Genomic DNA, 14,358 nt, shown 5'->3' on the forward strand with positions numbered 1-14,358 from the left:
TTGCACCTATGAAGATATTGCACGTTGCCGAAACGCTCAAGGGCGGGCTCGAAACCTATCTTCGGCTGGTTTCGGGCTTTCAGCAGAACTCCCCCGTGATCAGCCAGGCAAAGTTCATATTGCCCGGCCCGGTGGAGTGGCTGAATTCCCAGGACACGCATGTGGTCCCCACGGCCCGGAGTCCTCTTGCCCTCGCGAGCTACGCCGCCGAGATCAAGAAAATCATCCGCTCGGAGCGCCCCACGGTTCTTCACCTGCACAGCTCGATTCCGGGCGGGATCGTTCGCGCCATGGCGCTGCTCGGCCAGGTGCCGGCCGAAACAAAGATCGTCTATTGCTCCCATGGCTGGGCCTTCGATCAGGTCGGTCCTTCATACAAGAAGTCGATCTATCGATGGATCGAATGGCTGCTGTCCCATTGGAGCGACGCGATCATCTGCATCAGCGGCCACGAGTTCCGGATTGCCGAAAAATTCGGCATCAAGCGGTGCAAATGCATTCCGAACGGAATTCAGCTCACCGTCCCGATCCCGGAAGACACCATCGCGCCCAAGGCCGCGGCACGGCCGCGAAGGATCCTGTTCGTGGGGCGGCTCGATCGGCAAAAGGGCATCGACGCCTTGCTCGACGCCTATGCCCGCGTCCAGCCTGGCTTCAAGCTCGTGATCGTGGGGGGCGCCGTCAGAAACGATCTTTCCCTTGCGCGCTCCAGCGAGATCGAATTCGCGGGATGGCTCGAGAAGGACGAACTCGAAGAAGCCTACAGGTCGTGCGATGCGGTCATCGTTCCCTCCCGGTGGGAAGGCTTCGGCCTTGTCGCGGTCGAGGCCATGGCCAGGAGCAAACCGGTTTTTGCATCCGCCGTGGGCGGCCTCGTCGATATCGTTGAAGACAACAGGAACGGACGGTTGTTTTCGCTCGATCGGCTGGACGACGTGCTGCGCGAGATCGATCGGATCTCCGATGAGGAACTGCAGCGGATGGGGCGTGCCGGACGGGAGATTTTCGAAGAGAAATACACCGCCGACCGAATGAACGCCGCCATCCTGGACTTGTACAAGGAGTCGGTACAGTGATGAAGTTTTCATCTTTTTCTTTCATCCCGGGGCGTTTGCTGAACGCTTTCCGGCTGCTGTGCGCTTCGGCGGCGCTTGCGGCCGTCGCCTGCTCGGCGCAGGCCCGCGGCATCGGCGAATTGGGCACGGAATATCCGGTCGCCCTGAGCGTGCAGATCGACCCGGCCACCATCTCGAACGAGGATCTGAACGAGATCAGGGCATCGGGTTTCGAATTCGTGAGATTCGGCGCGCGGCCGCCGCTGAAGAGCGTCAATCCCGCGTCGGTCGACTATTCGAGCCTGATCAAGCGCGTGAAAAACGCCAGGCTCGAAGCGATCGTGACCCTGTTCGGAGGCCGGGAGATCTGGGGCCAGGACCCGGCGGAAGCGGGCGGAGGGCAGCGCGAGAAACTGTTCGCCAAGTTCGCGCTCGAGTTCATGAGCGCGCACGCGTCCGAGGTCGCAGTCTGGGAGCTGTGGAACGAGCCCGACCACAAGACGTTCCTGAACCCGGCGCTTTTTTCGAGCTTTGAAACCGCGACCGCCGAGTTCTGCAGCAGCATCGCGCAAATGAAGACGCCGCCGAAGATCGTCATGGGATTCGGCTTTGCGAAGCTTCCCTTCAGCCCGGGCCAGGTTCCGTCGCAGCTCGAGAATGCCTTCGTGTCGGCAGCCAAGGCCAACTGCCTGACGGACATATCGATCCATCCTTATCGCTCCATTCCCGAAACCGCCATCGCAGACTATGGAAAGCTGCGCGCGAAGCTGGACCAACAGCAGCTCGGAAAGGTCGGAATCGTCGCCTCCGAGTGGGGCTATGCCTCCTACCTGCCCGTTCGGGACCGCAATACCCAGGCTTCGCTGATCCTGCGGGAATACCTGACCAATGTGGCCGCGGGCATCAAGCTGCTGAATCTCTATGCCTGGCAAGACCGGGGAACCTCCGTCATTTCGAGGGAAGACAACTTCGGGCTCAAGTCGAAGGGCGGCGAGAAAAAGGAAGCCTTTTCGAGCCTCACCGAATTCCTCAAGATCGCCAGGAATTCCAGGAAGGTTTCGTACCAGAGCAATGCCGGCCTGAACAAGCTGGTGCTGAGCCGCGGAAATTCCCTGCTGCATGTGGTGTGGACGCAAAGCTCCGAGCAGAACGTGCTGGTTCCCGCGGAGAAGGGAAAGAAATGCACGCGGGTTGACTTCTTCCCGCAAGTGCGCCGCGGAAGCTGCGGCAGCCCTGTCGACGGAGGCTTTGCGGCCAAGGCCACCGACTACCCGGTCCTGCTTTCCATTTCGGATTAGGGTGAACAGGCCCAGGATGGCGTCCCTGTCCGGAATTCGAAAACGCCTCGGAGGTCCGATCTATGCAGTTGCAGACCAATGCATCTATAGCGCGAGCCAGCTGCTGCTGAGCTTCGCGCTGGCACGGGCGTTGTCGCCCTCCGATTTCGGCATTGCCTCGGCGTTCCTGGCGATCGTCAGCTTCCAGTACATCCTGCATACCGCGGTGGTGCACGAGCCGCTGCTGATCAAGCGGTATTACGCGGACCGCTCCGCTGCCTGGTGGAGCTGGGCGCTCGTGCTTGCGGTTTCCATTGCCGGCTTCCTGGCCTGGCAGTTCACGAGTTTTCCCGGCCCGCTGAGCGGGGCCGGCGTGGCCCTGATCGCGGGCTATGAAATATTCTGGATCGCTCGCAGCATCCTGCTCGTGGGGCGCCGCTACCTGGTGCTCTGCGCTTCCGGCGTGCTGATCAGCATCGGATACGTGGCGGTCCTGATTGGCCTGAAGCCTGTCTCATGGACGCAGGCGCTGCTGTGGATTGCCGTCATCCAGCTGCCCTTTGCCGTCCTGGTGGCGATGAGCCTGCGCAATGTGATGGCGCCGCTGCCGGCACCGGCCGATGCCCAGGCCCTGACGCTCGGGGAGGCTGCCAGCTACGGCTGGAAGGCCAGTCTTTCGCAGCTCATGAGCTGGATCATGACGGGAGGCGCCATCCTGCTGCTGGGCTCTTCCGCGGACTCGGTGCAGGGCGGGCTGCTGAAGATCTACATCACCTTCCTGCTGCCCATGCAGTATGTGCTGCTTGCGCTGGGCTACTACATCCTGCCCAGGCTGGCGGCCAGCTGGAAATCCGATCGGCGCAAGGACGCTTTTCGGCTCTTCATCAAGTTCGTCGTCTTCGGTTTCCTGGTGGCCGAGATCGGCGGAATTCTCCTGGGCCTGCTGGGGCCGTACCTGGTGGTCCTGGCCTTCGGCAAGAACTACGGCGGAATGGATTTTTCGCCGTTCTTCTACGCGCCCGCCATCTTCGGCCTGACGATGTGCCTGCGAACGGGTTTCAGGGCCGCCGGCCGGCCCGGTGCTCTTTTGTGGTGCTCGATCTTCGGTGCGCTGGTGTTCGCCGCTTCCATGCTGGCGGCCAGGACGCCGATTTCCTACATCCAGACCATCAACGCCATGACGCTGGGCTTTGCCTGCATGGCAGCCGTGATGATGGCCTGGCTGTTCTTCATCATGCGCGCGGCCGGCTCGGATCAGGCCGGCTGATCCCTCTTCTTCGAAGGCCCTGCCGCACGGGTGAGCGCGGCAGGGCGCTGGCGGCCGCGCCGCGTCAGCGCGGCCGTTCGAAATTCAGGATGTTGTCGCCCGCGCCCGGCGTGCCGCTGTCCGGCGGTGCGAACTTGTAGGCGCTCGGGTCGCGGGCCGACGTCATCTCGTAGAGCGGGTGGATCCGGCCGAGCCGCGCACCGCCGTCGCGCACCAGCGGTGCCCAGGCGAAGTTGGCGGTGAACTTGTTTGAACGTGGCAGCAGCGCGTCGAAGGGCACGGAAAGGTAGATGCCCTTGTCGAAGCTGCCTTCGCCGAACTGCCTGGCCGAAACATTGGTCTTGGTGGCATAGGCGCCAAGCACCACGCCGTTGTCGAAGCGGCGGCTGATGTCGATGGTGACGCCGCGGTCGCCCGCCAGGTACTGGCCCGCGCTGATCTTCGCCAGCACGCCGTGCCAGCCGGTGTCCCAGTAGAGCGTGGCGTGGCCGGTGTTCACCTTGTAGTCGCGCAGGCCGAAGTCCTGTTCGAAGTCGCGCTGGCGCACGTGGTTGAAGTCGACGCCGAAGGCGATCCGGCTGCGCCATGGCCGGTAGAGCCATTCCGCGCCGACGCCCGCATACATGGTTTCCAGGGCACCGCCGTACACGCTGAAGTACTGGTTGTCGGAGAGCCTGCCGACGTGCGTCAGCTGAAGCACCGGCATGGTCAGGCGCCTGGAGGTGACGTACTCGCGCTGGAGGGTTCGCACGCGAGGCAGGTTGCTGCCCGCCGTGTAGGTGAACTTGTCGAAGTTGTCGACCATGCGCAGGTTCAGCGCGCCGTTGACCCAGGTGCTGGGCGTGAAGCGGTATTCCGCCACCGCCTGCACGCCGATCTGGTACAGCAGGAATGCGTTGGGCCCGCCGAGGATCTGGCCGAGGCTGGGCGTGAGGCCGATGCTGAACTTGTCGCTGCGGCGCTCCCACGGGCCAAGGGCCTTGCTGTCGGCCGTGGCGGAAGAGGCATCTGCGGATGCGGCCGCAGTGTTGGCGCTGCTGCCCGGCGGAACGAAGGTGGCCGGATCGCCCGAGCCCACGGGCGGGGGCGCATAGTCGCGCTGGCTGGCCGCGCGAACCTCGCCGGGCGTCTGCGCCTGGTAGTGCGCCGTCACCCATTCATTGCGGTTGACCACTTGCGCGTGCATCGGCAGGCCCCGCTCCGAGTAGTGGAGCACGAAGTTCTTGATCGAGGCCGGCGCATCGCGATGCAGCACGGCAATGGTCTTCTCGACCCGCACATCCCGGTAGACGGTGGCGCTTTCGGTGATCCACACATGCAGCATCTGGCCTTGGGGTGCGATGCGCTGGATGGTCCAGTCCGTGCGGCTTTCGATGTCGGCCGCGGTGGCCGCCCAGCCCGGCGAGGTGGCCGGCGGGTCCGGCGAAAAGCTCGGCGCCGGCGGGTCTGCCGTCTTGGGCATCTGCATGGTGGCCAAGTTGGTCTGCAGCGTGATGCCCACCATCACCTTGTTGCCGCGTTCGAAGCCGGCCGAGAAAATCACGCCGGGGGAGTAGCGGTACTCCAGGCCGATGTTGAACGGGGAGCGCTGCCGCTGGGGGTTGTTGAGCGGCTCGTTCTTGTAGTCGTTGCCGTCGTATTCGAGCTTGAGCGTCAGCGGGTCCCAGGGCGTGCGCCATTGCACGCCGCCAAAGAGGGCGGCAGGTCCGCGAAAGAGCCGGCCGAAGTTGGCGCCGCCCCAGGTCGTCTCGCTCACGCGGGTCTTGAAGCGGCTGCTCAGCAAGCCGAAGGGGTTGCTGATGTTGCCGCTGCTCCCCAGGTAGCCCCAGCCGATGCCAAGGCTGAAATCCAGGTCGCCATGGCGCTTGCTGGCCACCAGGTACTCGGACGAAAAGAGGCCGGTGCCGCCGATGTCGCGAAAGCCCAGCGCCACCTCGGGCAGGTAGGCCGACTCCTTCCACAGTCGCGCCTTCAGGTCGATGCTCTTGTCCTTGTAGCCCTGGTTGCTGAGGCCGATGCCGTAGATTCGGTTGCTGATGGAGGTGTAGCGGAATCCCGCTTCCAGCCAGTCCAGCGGCTGGAACATGACGTTCAGCCGCGTGTAGGGCGAGACGTGCGTGAGCGAGGTCCGCATGTCGCCCGCCCGGCCCATGCGCGCCGTCGGCGTCTGCAGCAGGCCGGTCTCGCCCCAGTCGTTGCCGCTCGTCTGGAGCGCGCGGTATTGCGGTGCTGCTTCGGGACGCACGGAAATGGCCGTCGATGGCGCCGGCGCGGCAGGTGCCGGCGGTACGTCGGGCAAGGCAGGCATGGCGGGCGGTGCAGCGGGTGCGGCGATGGCGGCGGCCGGTACGGCCGCACCCGCCGAAGGCTGCAGGATCGCGCCGCCTTGCGGCGAAGGTCCTTGCGTGGCCAGAAACTTGATGATGCCCTCGGAGATCGCCTCCAGGTCGCCCATGCCGCGCGGCGCGGCCCAGATCCATGCGCCCGGCGCGGGCTCGTTCGAGGGATGCGCATTCCAGGGCGCCACGCCCACGCGGGCGGTGCGCCCGTCGGGCTGGGCGACCCAGGCCCAGTCGCGCTTGCCCTCGGGGCTGCAGGCGGCGACATAGTCCCACGCCGTGCGGCCGGGTTCATGGGCGACCTGGCAAAGCTGCCCATCGGGCTGCAGGACCGAGAGGGTCTTCAGCGCTGGCGGGGGCGCCACCAGCTGCTGGCCGGCCGTCAGCACCGGGTCTTCTTCGGGATGCGCCTGCAGCCAGCGCGGATCGACGATGCCGAGCGCGACGCGGCCGGTCACCGGCAGGCCCTGCAGCCAAGCCATCAACTGCTTGCGCCGGCCTTGCTCGTCCGGCGGCACGCGCCGGCTGGCGGCATCGAGCCGCAGCAGCAGGCTGTTCTTCAGGAACTGCTGCGCCAGGCGCTCTTGCGGGATGCGCCATGCCAATCCGGGGGAGGCCGTTTCGGCCGGCTGGCGCAGCAGCCAGGCGCTCAGCCGCTCGCCGGGACGGATGTCGGCGTCGTCGGCGGGTGATTTGTTGTCGACGGGGCTGTTGCACGGAGGCTGCGCGCCGGCGGCGCAACTCGCCGCCAGTGCGCAGGCCACCGCCGCGCGAAGAGGCCAGGGATGTCTGCCGAAGCCACGCAGGAGCGAACTGCTCATGTACCAGCGCTCGCCGCTGCGACGGGTGCTGGGGGGGAAGGCGTCCACTGCTCGAAGCTCATACACAGATCATTGGAAATACATTGCTCGGAATAGACGACCCGAGGCGTGCCGCCCGCTTGCGAAACGCCAAAGCGTGCCGGAGGCAGCGAGGCGCTCGCCGGATGCGAAACGCTGCGCTCCTCGTACCAGCGCAGCGACGCGGCAGCCGTGCCGGCCAGGGCGGTCTGCTGCGGTGCAGCAATGGGCGTCCGCACGATCTCGTCGCGAATGCCGAACCGGTAGCCCGGCATCATGTCGCGCTCGCGCTGGTAGGTCTTTGGCGCCGCGCCGTTCGCATCGCCGGTCCACGCGGGCAGGCTGGAAAAGCGCACCTCGCGCCAGTCGGTGCTGAGGCCGGTGGTTCCCACAAGGCGTCCGTCGAGCAGCCTCACGACCTCGCCGTTGCCGCTGTACCAGACCTCGACGGCGCCTTCGGGACGCTGGTCGATGTAGCCGAGCACCAGGAAGACCGTCTGCTCGCCGACGGCGACCCGCAAATAGCGGTAATTCGGGTTGAAAGTGGGCTGGGGCGTCGCGGCGCCGCCGCTATAGATATGCCGCGCCGTGGCCAGCATGGCCGAGGATCCGGAAGAACAGCCGCCAACGCCCAAAAGAAATGCCGACAAAAGGCAGCATTCAATAAGTCGCGTGGCCAGACCAACGCGCGGAGCCTTCGGCGAATGCCCTCCCGCGAAGAGGGCCCGCACGTTTAATTCGTGCCGGTCGTGCCTGTACCCGTGCCCGTGCCGCCGGTGCCGCCCGTGCCACTGCCGCCACCGCTGTTGCCGCCATTGCCGCTGCCAACGGCAGCCGCCAGTCCAACGGCGGCCGCGACGCCACCAGCTTGCTGTGCGGTGATGCGGCCGAATGCGGAATTGGTTGCGCCGGTCGCGCTGGCCGGCTGGGGACCAGGCGTCTGGACCGGCGGGGGCGTTTGTGCCAGGGCCGAGGAAATGCTCAGCGCAGCAATGAAAGTGGCGGAAATCAGGGGGGCGATTCGCATGGCAAATATCCTCTCAATTAGCAGTTAACAGTTGGGACAAGATTAGCAGTTAGCGAAGTGTGCCGCAACTAATTTAGCCCTTGAGACATCTTTTACGCGTGCAAATCCTTGTGTCGAAATGTCTTGTAAATCAGGACTAATTCATTGTTATTAATTGCCTCTTTCGCATGGTCCGGAATGCGCATTCGCGCGGCTCCCGGCCGGCCCCGTTGAATATGCGCGCAACAGCCCGCTACAATCGCCGGTTGACCCTGCTCCAGCGAAGAAGACTTAGAGGATCCCCATGAGTGACATGACCTCCGGCTCCCCCCGGATCGACACAAGCAAGCGGACGTGGTTAATCGCATCCAGCTGTGCCGGCGTAGCGGGAGGCGTGGCCACCGCGATTCCCTTTGTGAGTACGTTCCAGCCCTCCGAGAAGGCCAAGGCCGCGGGCGCTGCCGTCGAAGTGGACATCGCAGGCCTCAAGGTCGGCGAGAAGATCACTGTCGAGTGGCGCGGCAAGCCCGTCTGGATCCTCAAGCGCTCGCCCGAGCAGATTGCCGAGCTTCCCAAGCTCGACGGCCAGCTGGCCGATCCGCTCTCCAAGCGGCACCCCGACGAATTCACCCCCAAGTACGCGCAGAACGAACACCGTTCGATCAAGCCCGAAGTGCTGGTGGTGGTGGGCATCTGCACCCACCTCGGCTGCTCGCCGGTCGACCGCCTGCAGGCCGGCCCGCAGCCTTCGCTGCCGAGCGACTGGGAAGGCGGCTTCCTGTGCCCTTGCCATGGCTCCACGTTCGATCTGGCAGGCCGTGTCTTCAAGAACAAGCCCGCGCCCGACAACCTGCCTGTGCCCCCGCACATGTACCTGTCGGACACCAAGCTCCTGATCGGTGAAGACTCCAAGAAGGCCTGAGGCAGAAGAACAACATGGCTGAATTCCACGAAATTTCCCCCAACGCGCCCGCGGGCGAGAAGCTGCTCAACTGGGTCGACAACCGCTTCCCGCTGAGCAAGCTCTGGAACGACCAGTGGGGCAAGTACTACGCGCCGAAGAACTTCAACTTCTGGTACATCTTCGGCTCGCTCGCGATGCTGGTCCTCGTGATCCAGATCGTGACCGGCATCTTCCTCGTGATGCACTACAAGCCCGACGCGAACCAGGCGTTCGCTTCGGTCGAGTACATCATGCGCGACGTGCCCTGGGGCTGGCTCATCCGCTACATCCACTCGACGGGCGCCTCGGCGTTCTTCATCGTGGTGTACCTGCACATGTTCCGCGGCCTCATGTATGGCAGCTACCGCAAGCCGCGCGAGCTGATCTGGGTCTTCGGCTGCGCGATCTTCCTGTGCCTGATGGCCGAGGCCTTCATGGGCTACCTGCTGCCATGGGGCCAGATGAGCTACTGGGGCGCCCAGGTGATCGTGAACCTGTTCGCGGCCATCCCGTTCATCGGCCCTGACCTGGCGCTGCTGATCCGCGGCGACTACGTGGTGAGCGACGCCACGCTGAACCGCTTCTTCAGCTTCCACGTGATCGCCGTGCCGCTGGTGCTGCTCGGCCTGGTGGTGGCCCACCTGATCGCGCTGCACGAAGTGGGTTCCAACAACCCCGACGGCATCGAGATCAAGGCCAAGCGCGGCCCCGACGGCCATCCGCTGGACGGCATTCCGTCGCATCCGTACTACACGGTGCACGACATCTTCGGCGTGGTGGTGTTCCTCACGATCTTCTCGGCCGTGATCTTCTTCGCGCCGGAAGCGGGCGGGTACTTCCTCGAGTACAACAACTTCATCCCGGCCGATTCACTCAAGACGCCGAACCACATTGCGCCGGTCTGGTACTTCACGCCGTTCTATTCGATGCTGCGTGCAACCACCGACGACATGGTCAACGTGTTCGCGCTGATCATCGCCGCGGCCGCCGTCCTGAACTTCATCAAGGGCAAGTCGAGCACGGCCCTGAAGATCGCACTCGTCGTCGTGGCGGCCGTGGCCATCTTCCTGCTCAAGGCCTTCGACGCCAAGTTCTGGGGCGTGCTCGTGATGGGCGGCTCGGTCATCATCCTGTTCTTCCTGCCATGGCTCGACAAGAGCGAAGTCAAGTCGATCCGCTATCGTCCGGGCTGGCACAAGTATGTCTACGGCGTCTTCGTGTTCTTCTTCCTGATCCTGGGCTACCTGGGCATCCAGGCGCCTGGCGTCTGGGGCAGCCTGGTCATCGGGTCGTTCGCGCTGGACATCGCGCAGACCATTTCCCAGATCGGCACGCTTTTCTACTTCGGTTTCTTCCTGCTCATGCCCTGGTGGAGCAGCAAGGGCGAGTTCAAGCCCGTGCCTGAGCGCGTGACCTTCGCCGCCCATTGAGAAGCCCAAGAGAGCTCGAGAGAAACACGATGAAGAAAAGCATTTCTGGCTGGCTCGCGGTTGTGGGCTTGGCCTTGGGCCTGACCTTTTCCGCCGCCGCATCGGCCGAGTCCGGCGGCATGGCCTGGGACAAGGCGCCCAACAAGACCACCGACGTCGCCTCCCTGCAGAACGGCGCCAAGCTGTTCGTCAACTACTGCCTGAACTGCCACTCCGCGGCGTTCATGCGCTACAACCGGCTGCAGGACATCGGCATCACCGAGCAGCAGATCAAGGACAACCTCCTGTTCGCGACCGACAAGGTCGGCGAAACCATGAAGGCCAACATCGACGCGCGCCAGGCCAAGGAATGGTTCGGCACGACGCCGCCCGACCTGACCCTGGTTGCCCGCTCGCGCGCCGGCCATGGCGGCACGGGTGCGGACTACCTGTACACCTACCTGCGCACCTACTACCGCGACGACACCAAGGCCACCGGCTGGAACAACCTCCTGTTCCCGAGCGTTGCCATGCCCAACCCGCTGTGGGAGCTGCAGGGCGAACGCCGTCCTGTCTACACCAAGGTTTCGCAGCATGGCCACGAGACCGAAGTGTTCAAGGGCTGGGAGCAGGTGACCCCCGGCACCATGACGCCGCTGCAGTTCGACACTGCGGTCGGCGACCTGGTGAGCTACCTGCAATGGATGGCCGAGCCGGCACAGAACACGCGCATCCGCATCGGTGTGTGGGTGCTGCTGTTCCTCGTCATGTCGTTGGTCTTCGTGTGGCGACTGAACGCCTCGTACTGGAAAGACGTCAAGTAGTTCCGTCCACGCCGACCGTGCGCCTGGTGCGTGCGGTCCCACAGAGTGGGTTGCCAACGCGACCCACTCTTTTTGATTTTTAGGAGTCTCTCGCCATGATGGTCTTGTATTCAGGAACGACCTGCCCCTTTTCCCACCGCTGCCGCTTCGTGTTGTTCGAAAAGGGCATGGACTTCGAGATCCGCGACGTCGATCTCTACAACAAGCCCGAAGACATCAGCGTGATGAACCCGTACGGCCAGGTGCCGATCTTGGTCGAGCGCGACCTGATCCTGTACGAGTCGAACATCATCAACGAGTACATCGACGAGCGCTTCCCGCATCCGCAGCTGATGCCCGGCGACCCGGTCGACCGCGCGCGCGTGCGCCTGTTCCTGCTCAACTTCGAGAAGGAACTGTTCGTGCACGTGGCTGCGCTCGAGAACCGCACCGCCAAGGGCAACGAGAAGGCGCTCGAAAAGGCGCGCTCGCACATCCGCGACCGCCTGACGCAGCTCGCACCCGTGTTCCTCAAGAACAAGTACATGCTGGGCGACAATTTCTCGATGCTCGACGTGGCGATTGCGCCGCTGCTCTGGCGCCTCGACTATTACGGCATTGACCTCAGCAAGAACGCGGCTCCGCTTCTGAAGTACGCTGAGCGCATCTTCTCGCGCCCGGCCTACATCGAAGCGCTCACGCCCTCTGAAAAGGTCATGCGCAAGTAAAACTGCGTCAATCGTTCTCCGCTGTCTTTCATGATCAACGCGCTCGAGTCGTCCTCCACCCGCCCGTACCTCATCCGGGCGCTGTACGAATGGTGCACCGACAACGGGTTCACGCCCTATGTCGCGGTGCAGGTCGACGACACCGTCCAGGTGCCGCGCGAGTACGTGAAGAACGGCGAGATCGTGCTGAACATCAGCTTCGACGCGACCAGTTCGCTCAAGCTCGGCAACGATTTCATCGAGTTCAAGGCCCGCTTCGCGGGCAGTGCGCGCGAAATCGTCGTGCCCGTGGGCCGCGTGATTGCGATCTACGCGCGCGAGAACGGGCAGGGCATGGCGTTTCCCGCGCCGGTGCCTGCCGGCAGTGGCGCCGAGGGTGGCGCGCCGTCTCCGACGGCCGGCGCGCCTTCGCCCCAGGGGCCTGCGCGCATGCCGCTGCGCGACGCCTCGCGCGGCACCGAAGGCGATGCCGGCAAGATCGTTCATCTGGTGACGGGCGAAGACGCGGATGAAATGGTCGATGTCGGCGACGACACCGGTTTGCCCGCCGACCCCACCGATGAGCCGCCGCGCCCGCCGGCCGGGGGCGGCAGCCGTCCGTCGCTCAAGCGCGTGAAGTAAGAGCAGTCAACGCACAATGGGCCTCGACGGGCGGCTGGTTTCGCACCGTTAAAATCCCCAGAGAGATCCGTGCCGCTTTAGCTCAGTTGGTAGAGCACCCGCCTTGTAAGCGGAAGGTCGTCAGTTCGATTCCGACAAGCGGCACCATATCGAAAATACCGGAAAGCACACGCGCTGACCGGGCACGAAAGAAGCGGCGATCTGCCCGCTCCTTTCATCCTCGCTGCTGAAGATCAGCAGCGCCCCTTCTTGGCCTGTCCCGGTGGGCAGTGGTATCCACCGCCGCCGCCTGGATGATCGTCGCGATCGGCGTGGCGATGCGGTTCTGCGCGGCGCCAGTTGCCTTCCATCCACCGCCATCCGCCGTCCGCCTGGACCCAGCGGCCCGGCGCATACGCGTAGTCGGGCCGTGCCGCCTGCCAGTAGCCCGAACGCCAGACGTAGGCGCGTTCGTTCCATTGCCAGTGCCCGGCTACCCACACCTGACCGGGCCTCGGCCCCGGCATGGGTTCATAGCGCGGCGCGGGAGGCGCTACCTGGATCAGGCCGGGCACATTGATCTGGACCGAAACCTGCGCCGCGGCGGGCAGGGCCAACGCCACGAATGCGGCTGCGGCCAGGAGAGCTGAGACTTTCATTGGAACCCTTGAACGTGTGTACAGGTCTGCACAACGCAAACCGGGGGGAAAGTGTAATCAGCACATTCCCTTGGGGCGGCCGGCAGAGCAAAACGCGGGCGATGGGCCTCGGCCTGCTGCTTGACCCTCAACGCCGGCGCCGTGAATGCGGGCGGGCTCCTGGTGCTGCACATGTACACCTCGCACATGACGGGCTTCGCGTCGCAGGCTGCGGACGGGCTGGTGCTGGGCAACACCTACCTCGGCTTCGTCTGCGTGGTGCCGCTGCCGGCCGTCTCCATCCCGCCGCTCATGGAGGACGTGCCGCGCTCCAGGCCGCTGCAGAAGCTGCTGGCTGCATTCAGACGGCGCCCACGCTGCCCGTGACCGGCAGCACGATGCCGGTGATGTAGCTGGCGCAGCTCGGCGCGGCCAGGAACACGTAGGCAGGCGAGAGCTCTTCCGGCTGCGCAGGCCTTTGCAGGTCGGTTTTCTTGCCGAAATCCTTGATCTTCCCGGGCGGGCTGTCGGCGGGATTCAAGGGCGTCCACACCGGCCCGGGCGCCACCGCATTCACCCGGATGCCCTTGGGCAGCAGGTTGCTGGCCAGCGATTTGGTGAAGGCGTGGATCGCGCCCTTGGTGGTCGAATAGTCGAGCAGGTGCGCGCTGCCCTCCAGGCCCGTGACCGAGCCGGTATTGATGATCGAGGCGCCTGGGCCCAGGTGCGGAACCGCGGCGCGTGCCATCTGGAAATAGCCGAAGACATTGGTCCTGAGCGTGAGTTCGAAGCGCTCGTCGGTGATGTCCTCGATGGACGCCGCGTGCAGCTGGAAGGCCGCGTTGTTTACGAGGATGTCGAGCTTGCCGAAGGCTTCGAGCGTCTGGTCGACCGCGTCGCGGCAGAACGCCGGATCGCAGACGTCGCCCTTGATGAGGATGCAGCGTGCGCCTTCGGCCTCCACGTGGCGCCGGGTTTCCTCGGCGTCCTCGTCTTCGTCGAGGTAGGCGATGGCGACGTCGGCGCCTTCACGGGCATAGAGCAGCGCCACCGCGCGGCCGATGCCGGAATCGCCGCCGGTCACCAGGGCCGCCATGCCCTCGAGCTTGCCGCTGCCCTTGTAGTCCGGCGCTTCGAAGCGCGGGCGCAGCGCCATCTCGGCCTCGAGCCCTGGCTTGCTCAGGTGCTGCGCCGGCAGGGGATTGACCGGCTGCGAGCGCGGCCCTGCCTGCGCGGGCTGGCTGGACTTCTTGGCGGCGGGCTTGGCACCGTCCTTCGCGTCCTGCGTGCGCTGGACGGTCCGCTGCTTGGCGGCCGTGTGCGCGCTTGCGCGGGACCGGGTGGATGTTGCGGGGGAGGCGGTAGTCGATTTCATGTGCGTGGGCTCCTGCATGTGAAAGACAACCGTAGGGCGCCGTCGCGCGGCCCGCGTAGGAATCCGTCCCGAATGCACG

At 64.8% G+C, this 14,358-nt stretch carries 13 protein-coding genes, 1 tRNA gene and 1 pseudogene; 10 read left to right on the top strand and 5 right to left on the bottom strand.

The window, feature by feature from the left end; genetic code table 11:
- Positions 1-8 precede the first annotated feature (8 nt).
- The 3 genes from VAPA_RS06185 (at position 9) to VAPA_RS06195 (ending at position 3,599) form a co-directional block, all read left to right on the top strand.
- Positions 9-1,076, top strand: a complete 1,068-nt coding sequence (locus VAPA_RS06185; RefSeq protein ID WP_021005911.1) for a glycosyltransferase family 4 protein — start codon at positions 9-11, stop codon at positions 1,074-1,076.
- A 35-nt stretch (positions 1,077-1,111) separates the two neighbouring features.
- Complete coding sequence (locus VAPA_RS06190; protein WP_230558974.1) at positions 1,112-2,353, top strand: glycoside hydrolase 5 family protein; 1,242 nt, start codon at positions 1,112-1,114, stop codon at positions 2,351-2,353.
- A gap of 130 nt (positions 2,354-2,483) precedes the next feature.
- Positions 2,484-3,599 carry a polysaccharide biosynthesis protein gene (locus VAPA_RS06195; protein WP_230558975.1) on the top strand — a complete coding sequence of 372 codons (1,116 nt, stop codon included), beginning with the start codon at positions 2,484-2,486 and terminating at the stop codon, positions 3,597-3,599.
- 64 nt (positions 3,600-3,663) lie between these two features.
- Here VAPA_RS06195 and VAPA_RS06200 read toward each other — a convergent pair whose 3' ends face one another.
- The 3 genes from VAPA_RS06200 to VAPA_RS06210 form a co-directional block, all read right to left on the bottom strand.
- Positions 3,664-6,759, bottom strand: a complete 3,096-nt coding sequence (locus VAPA_RS06200; protein WP_021005914.1) for a YjbH domain-containing protein — start codon at positions 6,757-6,759, stop codon at positions 3,664-3,666.
- A complete protein-coding gene (locus VAPA_RS06205; protein ID WP_021005915.1) occupies positions 6,756-7,376 on the bottom strand; it encodes a YjbF family lipoprotein in 621 nt (206 codons plus the stop codon). The genes VAPA_RS06200 and VAPA_RS06205 overlap by 4 nt, the downstream gene beginning before the upstream one ends.
- 134 nt (positions 7,377-7,510) lie before the next feature.
- Positions 7,511-7,804, bottom strand: a complete 294-nt coding sequence (locus VAPA_RS06210; protein ID WP_021005916.1) for a hypothetical protein — start codon at positions 7,802-7,804, stop codon at positions 7,511-7,513.
- A gap of 283 nt (positions 7,805-8,087) precedes the next feature.
- Here VAPA_RS06210 and petA point away from each other — a divergent pair, with 283 nt between their 5' ends.
- The 6 genes from petA (at position 8,088) to VAPA_RS06240 (ending at position 12,434) form a co-directional block, all read left to right on the top strand.
- On the top strand, positions 8,088-8,705 hold the full coding sequence (gene petA, locus VAPA_RS06215) for a ubiquinol-cytochrome c reductase iron-sulfur subunit (RefSeq protein ID WP_021005917.1): 618 nt from the start codon (positions 8,088-8,090) through the stop codon (positions 8,703-8,705).
- A 14-nt stretch (positions 8,706-8,719) separates the two neighbouring features.
- On the top strand, positions 8,720-10,156 hold the full coding sequence (locus VAPA_RS06220; RefSeq protein WP_021005918.1) for a cytochrome b: 1,437 nt from the start codon (positions 8,720-8,722) through the stop codon (positions 10,154-10,156).
- 29 nt (positions 10,157-10,185) lie between these two features.
- Positions 10,186-10,959 (top strand): cytochrome c1, encoded by a 774-nt coding sequence (locus VAPA_RS06225; RefSeq protein WP_021005919.1) that lies wholly within the window; start codon positions 10,186-10,188, stop codon positions 10,957-10,959.
- A 95-nt stretch (positions 10,960-11,054) separates the two neighbouring features.
- On the top strand, positions 11,055-11,666 hold the full coding sequence (locus VAPA_RS06230; RefSeq protein WP_012746352.1) for a glutathione S-transferase N-terminal domain-containing protein: 612 nt from the start codon (positions 11,055-11,057) through the stop codon (positions 11,664-11,666).
- A 30-nt stretch (positions 11,667-11,696) separates the two neighbouring features.
- Positions 11,697-12,287: a ClpXP protease specificity-enhancing factor gene (locus tag VAPA_RS06235; RefSeq protein ID WP_021005920.1), complete on the top strand. Its 591-nt coding sequence runs from the start codon at positions 11,697-11,699 to the stop codon at positions 12,285-12,287.
- Positions 12,288-12,358: 71 nt separating this feature from the next.
- Positions 12,359-12,434 (top strand) — tRNA-Thr (locus tag VAPA_RS06240).
- 86 nt (positions 12,435-12,520) lie between these two features.
- Here VAPA_RS06240 and VAPA_RS06245 read toward each other — a convergent pair.
- Positions 12,521-12,925, bottom strand: coding sequence for a YXWGXW repeat-containing protein (locus tag VAPA_RS06245; RefSeq protein WP_021005921.1), 405 nt, complete (start codon positions 12,923-12,925; stop codon positions 12,521-12,523).
- A gap of 120 nt (positions 12,926-13,045) precedes the next feature.
- On the opposite strand from VAPA_RS06245, the pseudogene VAPA_RS35080 reads away from it, so the two are divergent.
- Positions 13,046-13,168 (top strand): annotated as a pseudogene (locus VAPA_RS35080) (DUF1275 domain-containing protein); the annotation flags it as partial.
- A 97-nt stretch (positions 13,169-13,265) separates the two neighbouring features.
- Here the strand turns inward: VAPA_RS35080 and VAPA_RS06255 are convergent.
- Positions 13,266-14,279: an SDR family oxidoreductase gene (locus tag VAPA_RS06255; protein ID WP_021005923.1), complete on the bottom strand. Its 1,014-nt coding sequence runs from the start codon at positions 14,277-14,279 to the stop codon at positions 13,266-13,268.
- Positions 14,280-14,358: the final 79 nt, after the last annotated feature.

Origin of the sequence: Variovorax paradoxus B4 (assembly GCF_000463015.1) — a bacterium.
In the GTDB taxonomy this organism is placed as follows: Bacteria; Pseudomonadota; Gammaproteobacteria; order Burkholderiales; family Burkholderiaceae_C; genus Variovorax; species Variovorax paradoxus_E.

Excerpts from the sequence above, each read along its gene's own strand:
- VAPA_RS06210 (WP_021005916.1), bottom strand. The coding sequence starts at position 7,804 with ATGCGAATCGCCCCCCTGATTTCCGCCACTTTCATTGCTGCGCTGAGC.
- VAPA_RS06220 (WP_021005918.1), top strand. The coding sequence starts at position 8,720 with ATGGCTGAATTCCACGAAATTTCCCCCAACGCGCCCGCGGGCGAGAAG.
- VAPA_RS06200 (WP_021005914.1), bottom strand. The coding sequence starts at position 6,759 with ATGAGCAGTTCGCTCCTGCGTGGCTTCGGCAGACATCCCTGGCCTCTT.
- VAPA_RS06245 (WP_021005921.1), bottom strand. The coding sequence starts at position 12,925 with ATGAAAGTCTCAGCTCTCCTGGCCGCAGCCGCATTCGTGGCGTTGGCC.
- VAPA_RS06205 (WP_021005915.1), bottom strand. The coding sequence starts at position 7,376 with ATGCTGGCCACGGCGCGGCATATCTATAGCGGCGGCGCCGCGACGCCC.
- VAPA_RS06235 (WP_021005920.1), top strand. The coding sequence starts at position 11,697 with ATGATCAACGCGCTCGAGTCGTCCTCCACCCGCCCGTACCTCATCCGG.
- VAPA_RS06185 (WP_021005911.1), top strand. The coding sequence starts at position 9 with ATGAAGATATTGCACGTTGCCGAAACGCTCAAGGGCGGGCTCGAAACC.
- VAPA_RS06255 (WP_021005923.1), bottom strand. The coding sequence starts at position 14,279 with ATGAAATCGACTACCGCCTCCCCCGCAACATCCACCCGGTCCCGCGCA.
- petA (WP_021005917.1), top strand. The coding sequence starts at position 8,088 with ATGAGTGACATGACCTCCGGCTCCCCCCGGATCGACACAAGCAAGCGG.
- VAPA_RS06230 (WP_012746352.1), top strand. The coding sequence starts at position 11,055 with ATGATGGTCTTGTATTCAGGAACGACCTGCCCCTTTTCCCACCGCTGC.
- VAPA_RS06225 (WP_021005919.1), top strand. The coding sequence starts at position 10,186 with ATGAAGAAAAGCATTTCTGGCTGGCTCGCGGTTGTGGGCTTGGCCTTG.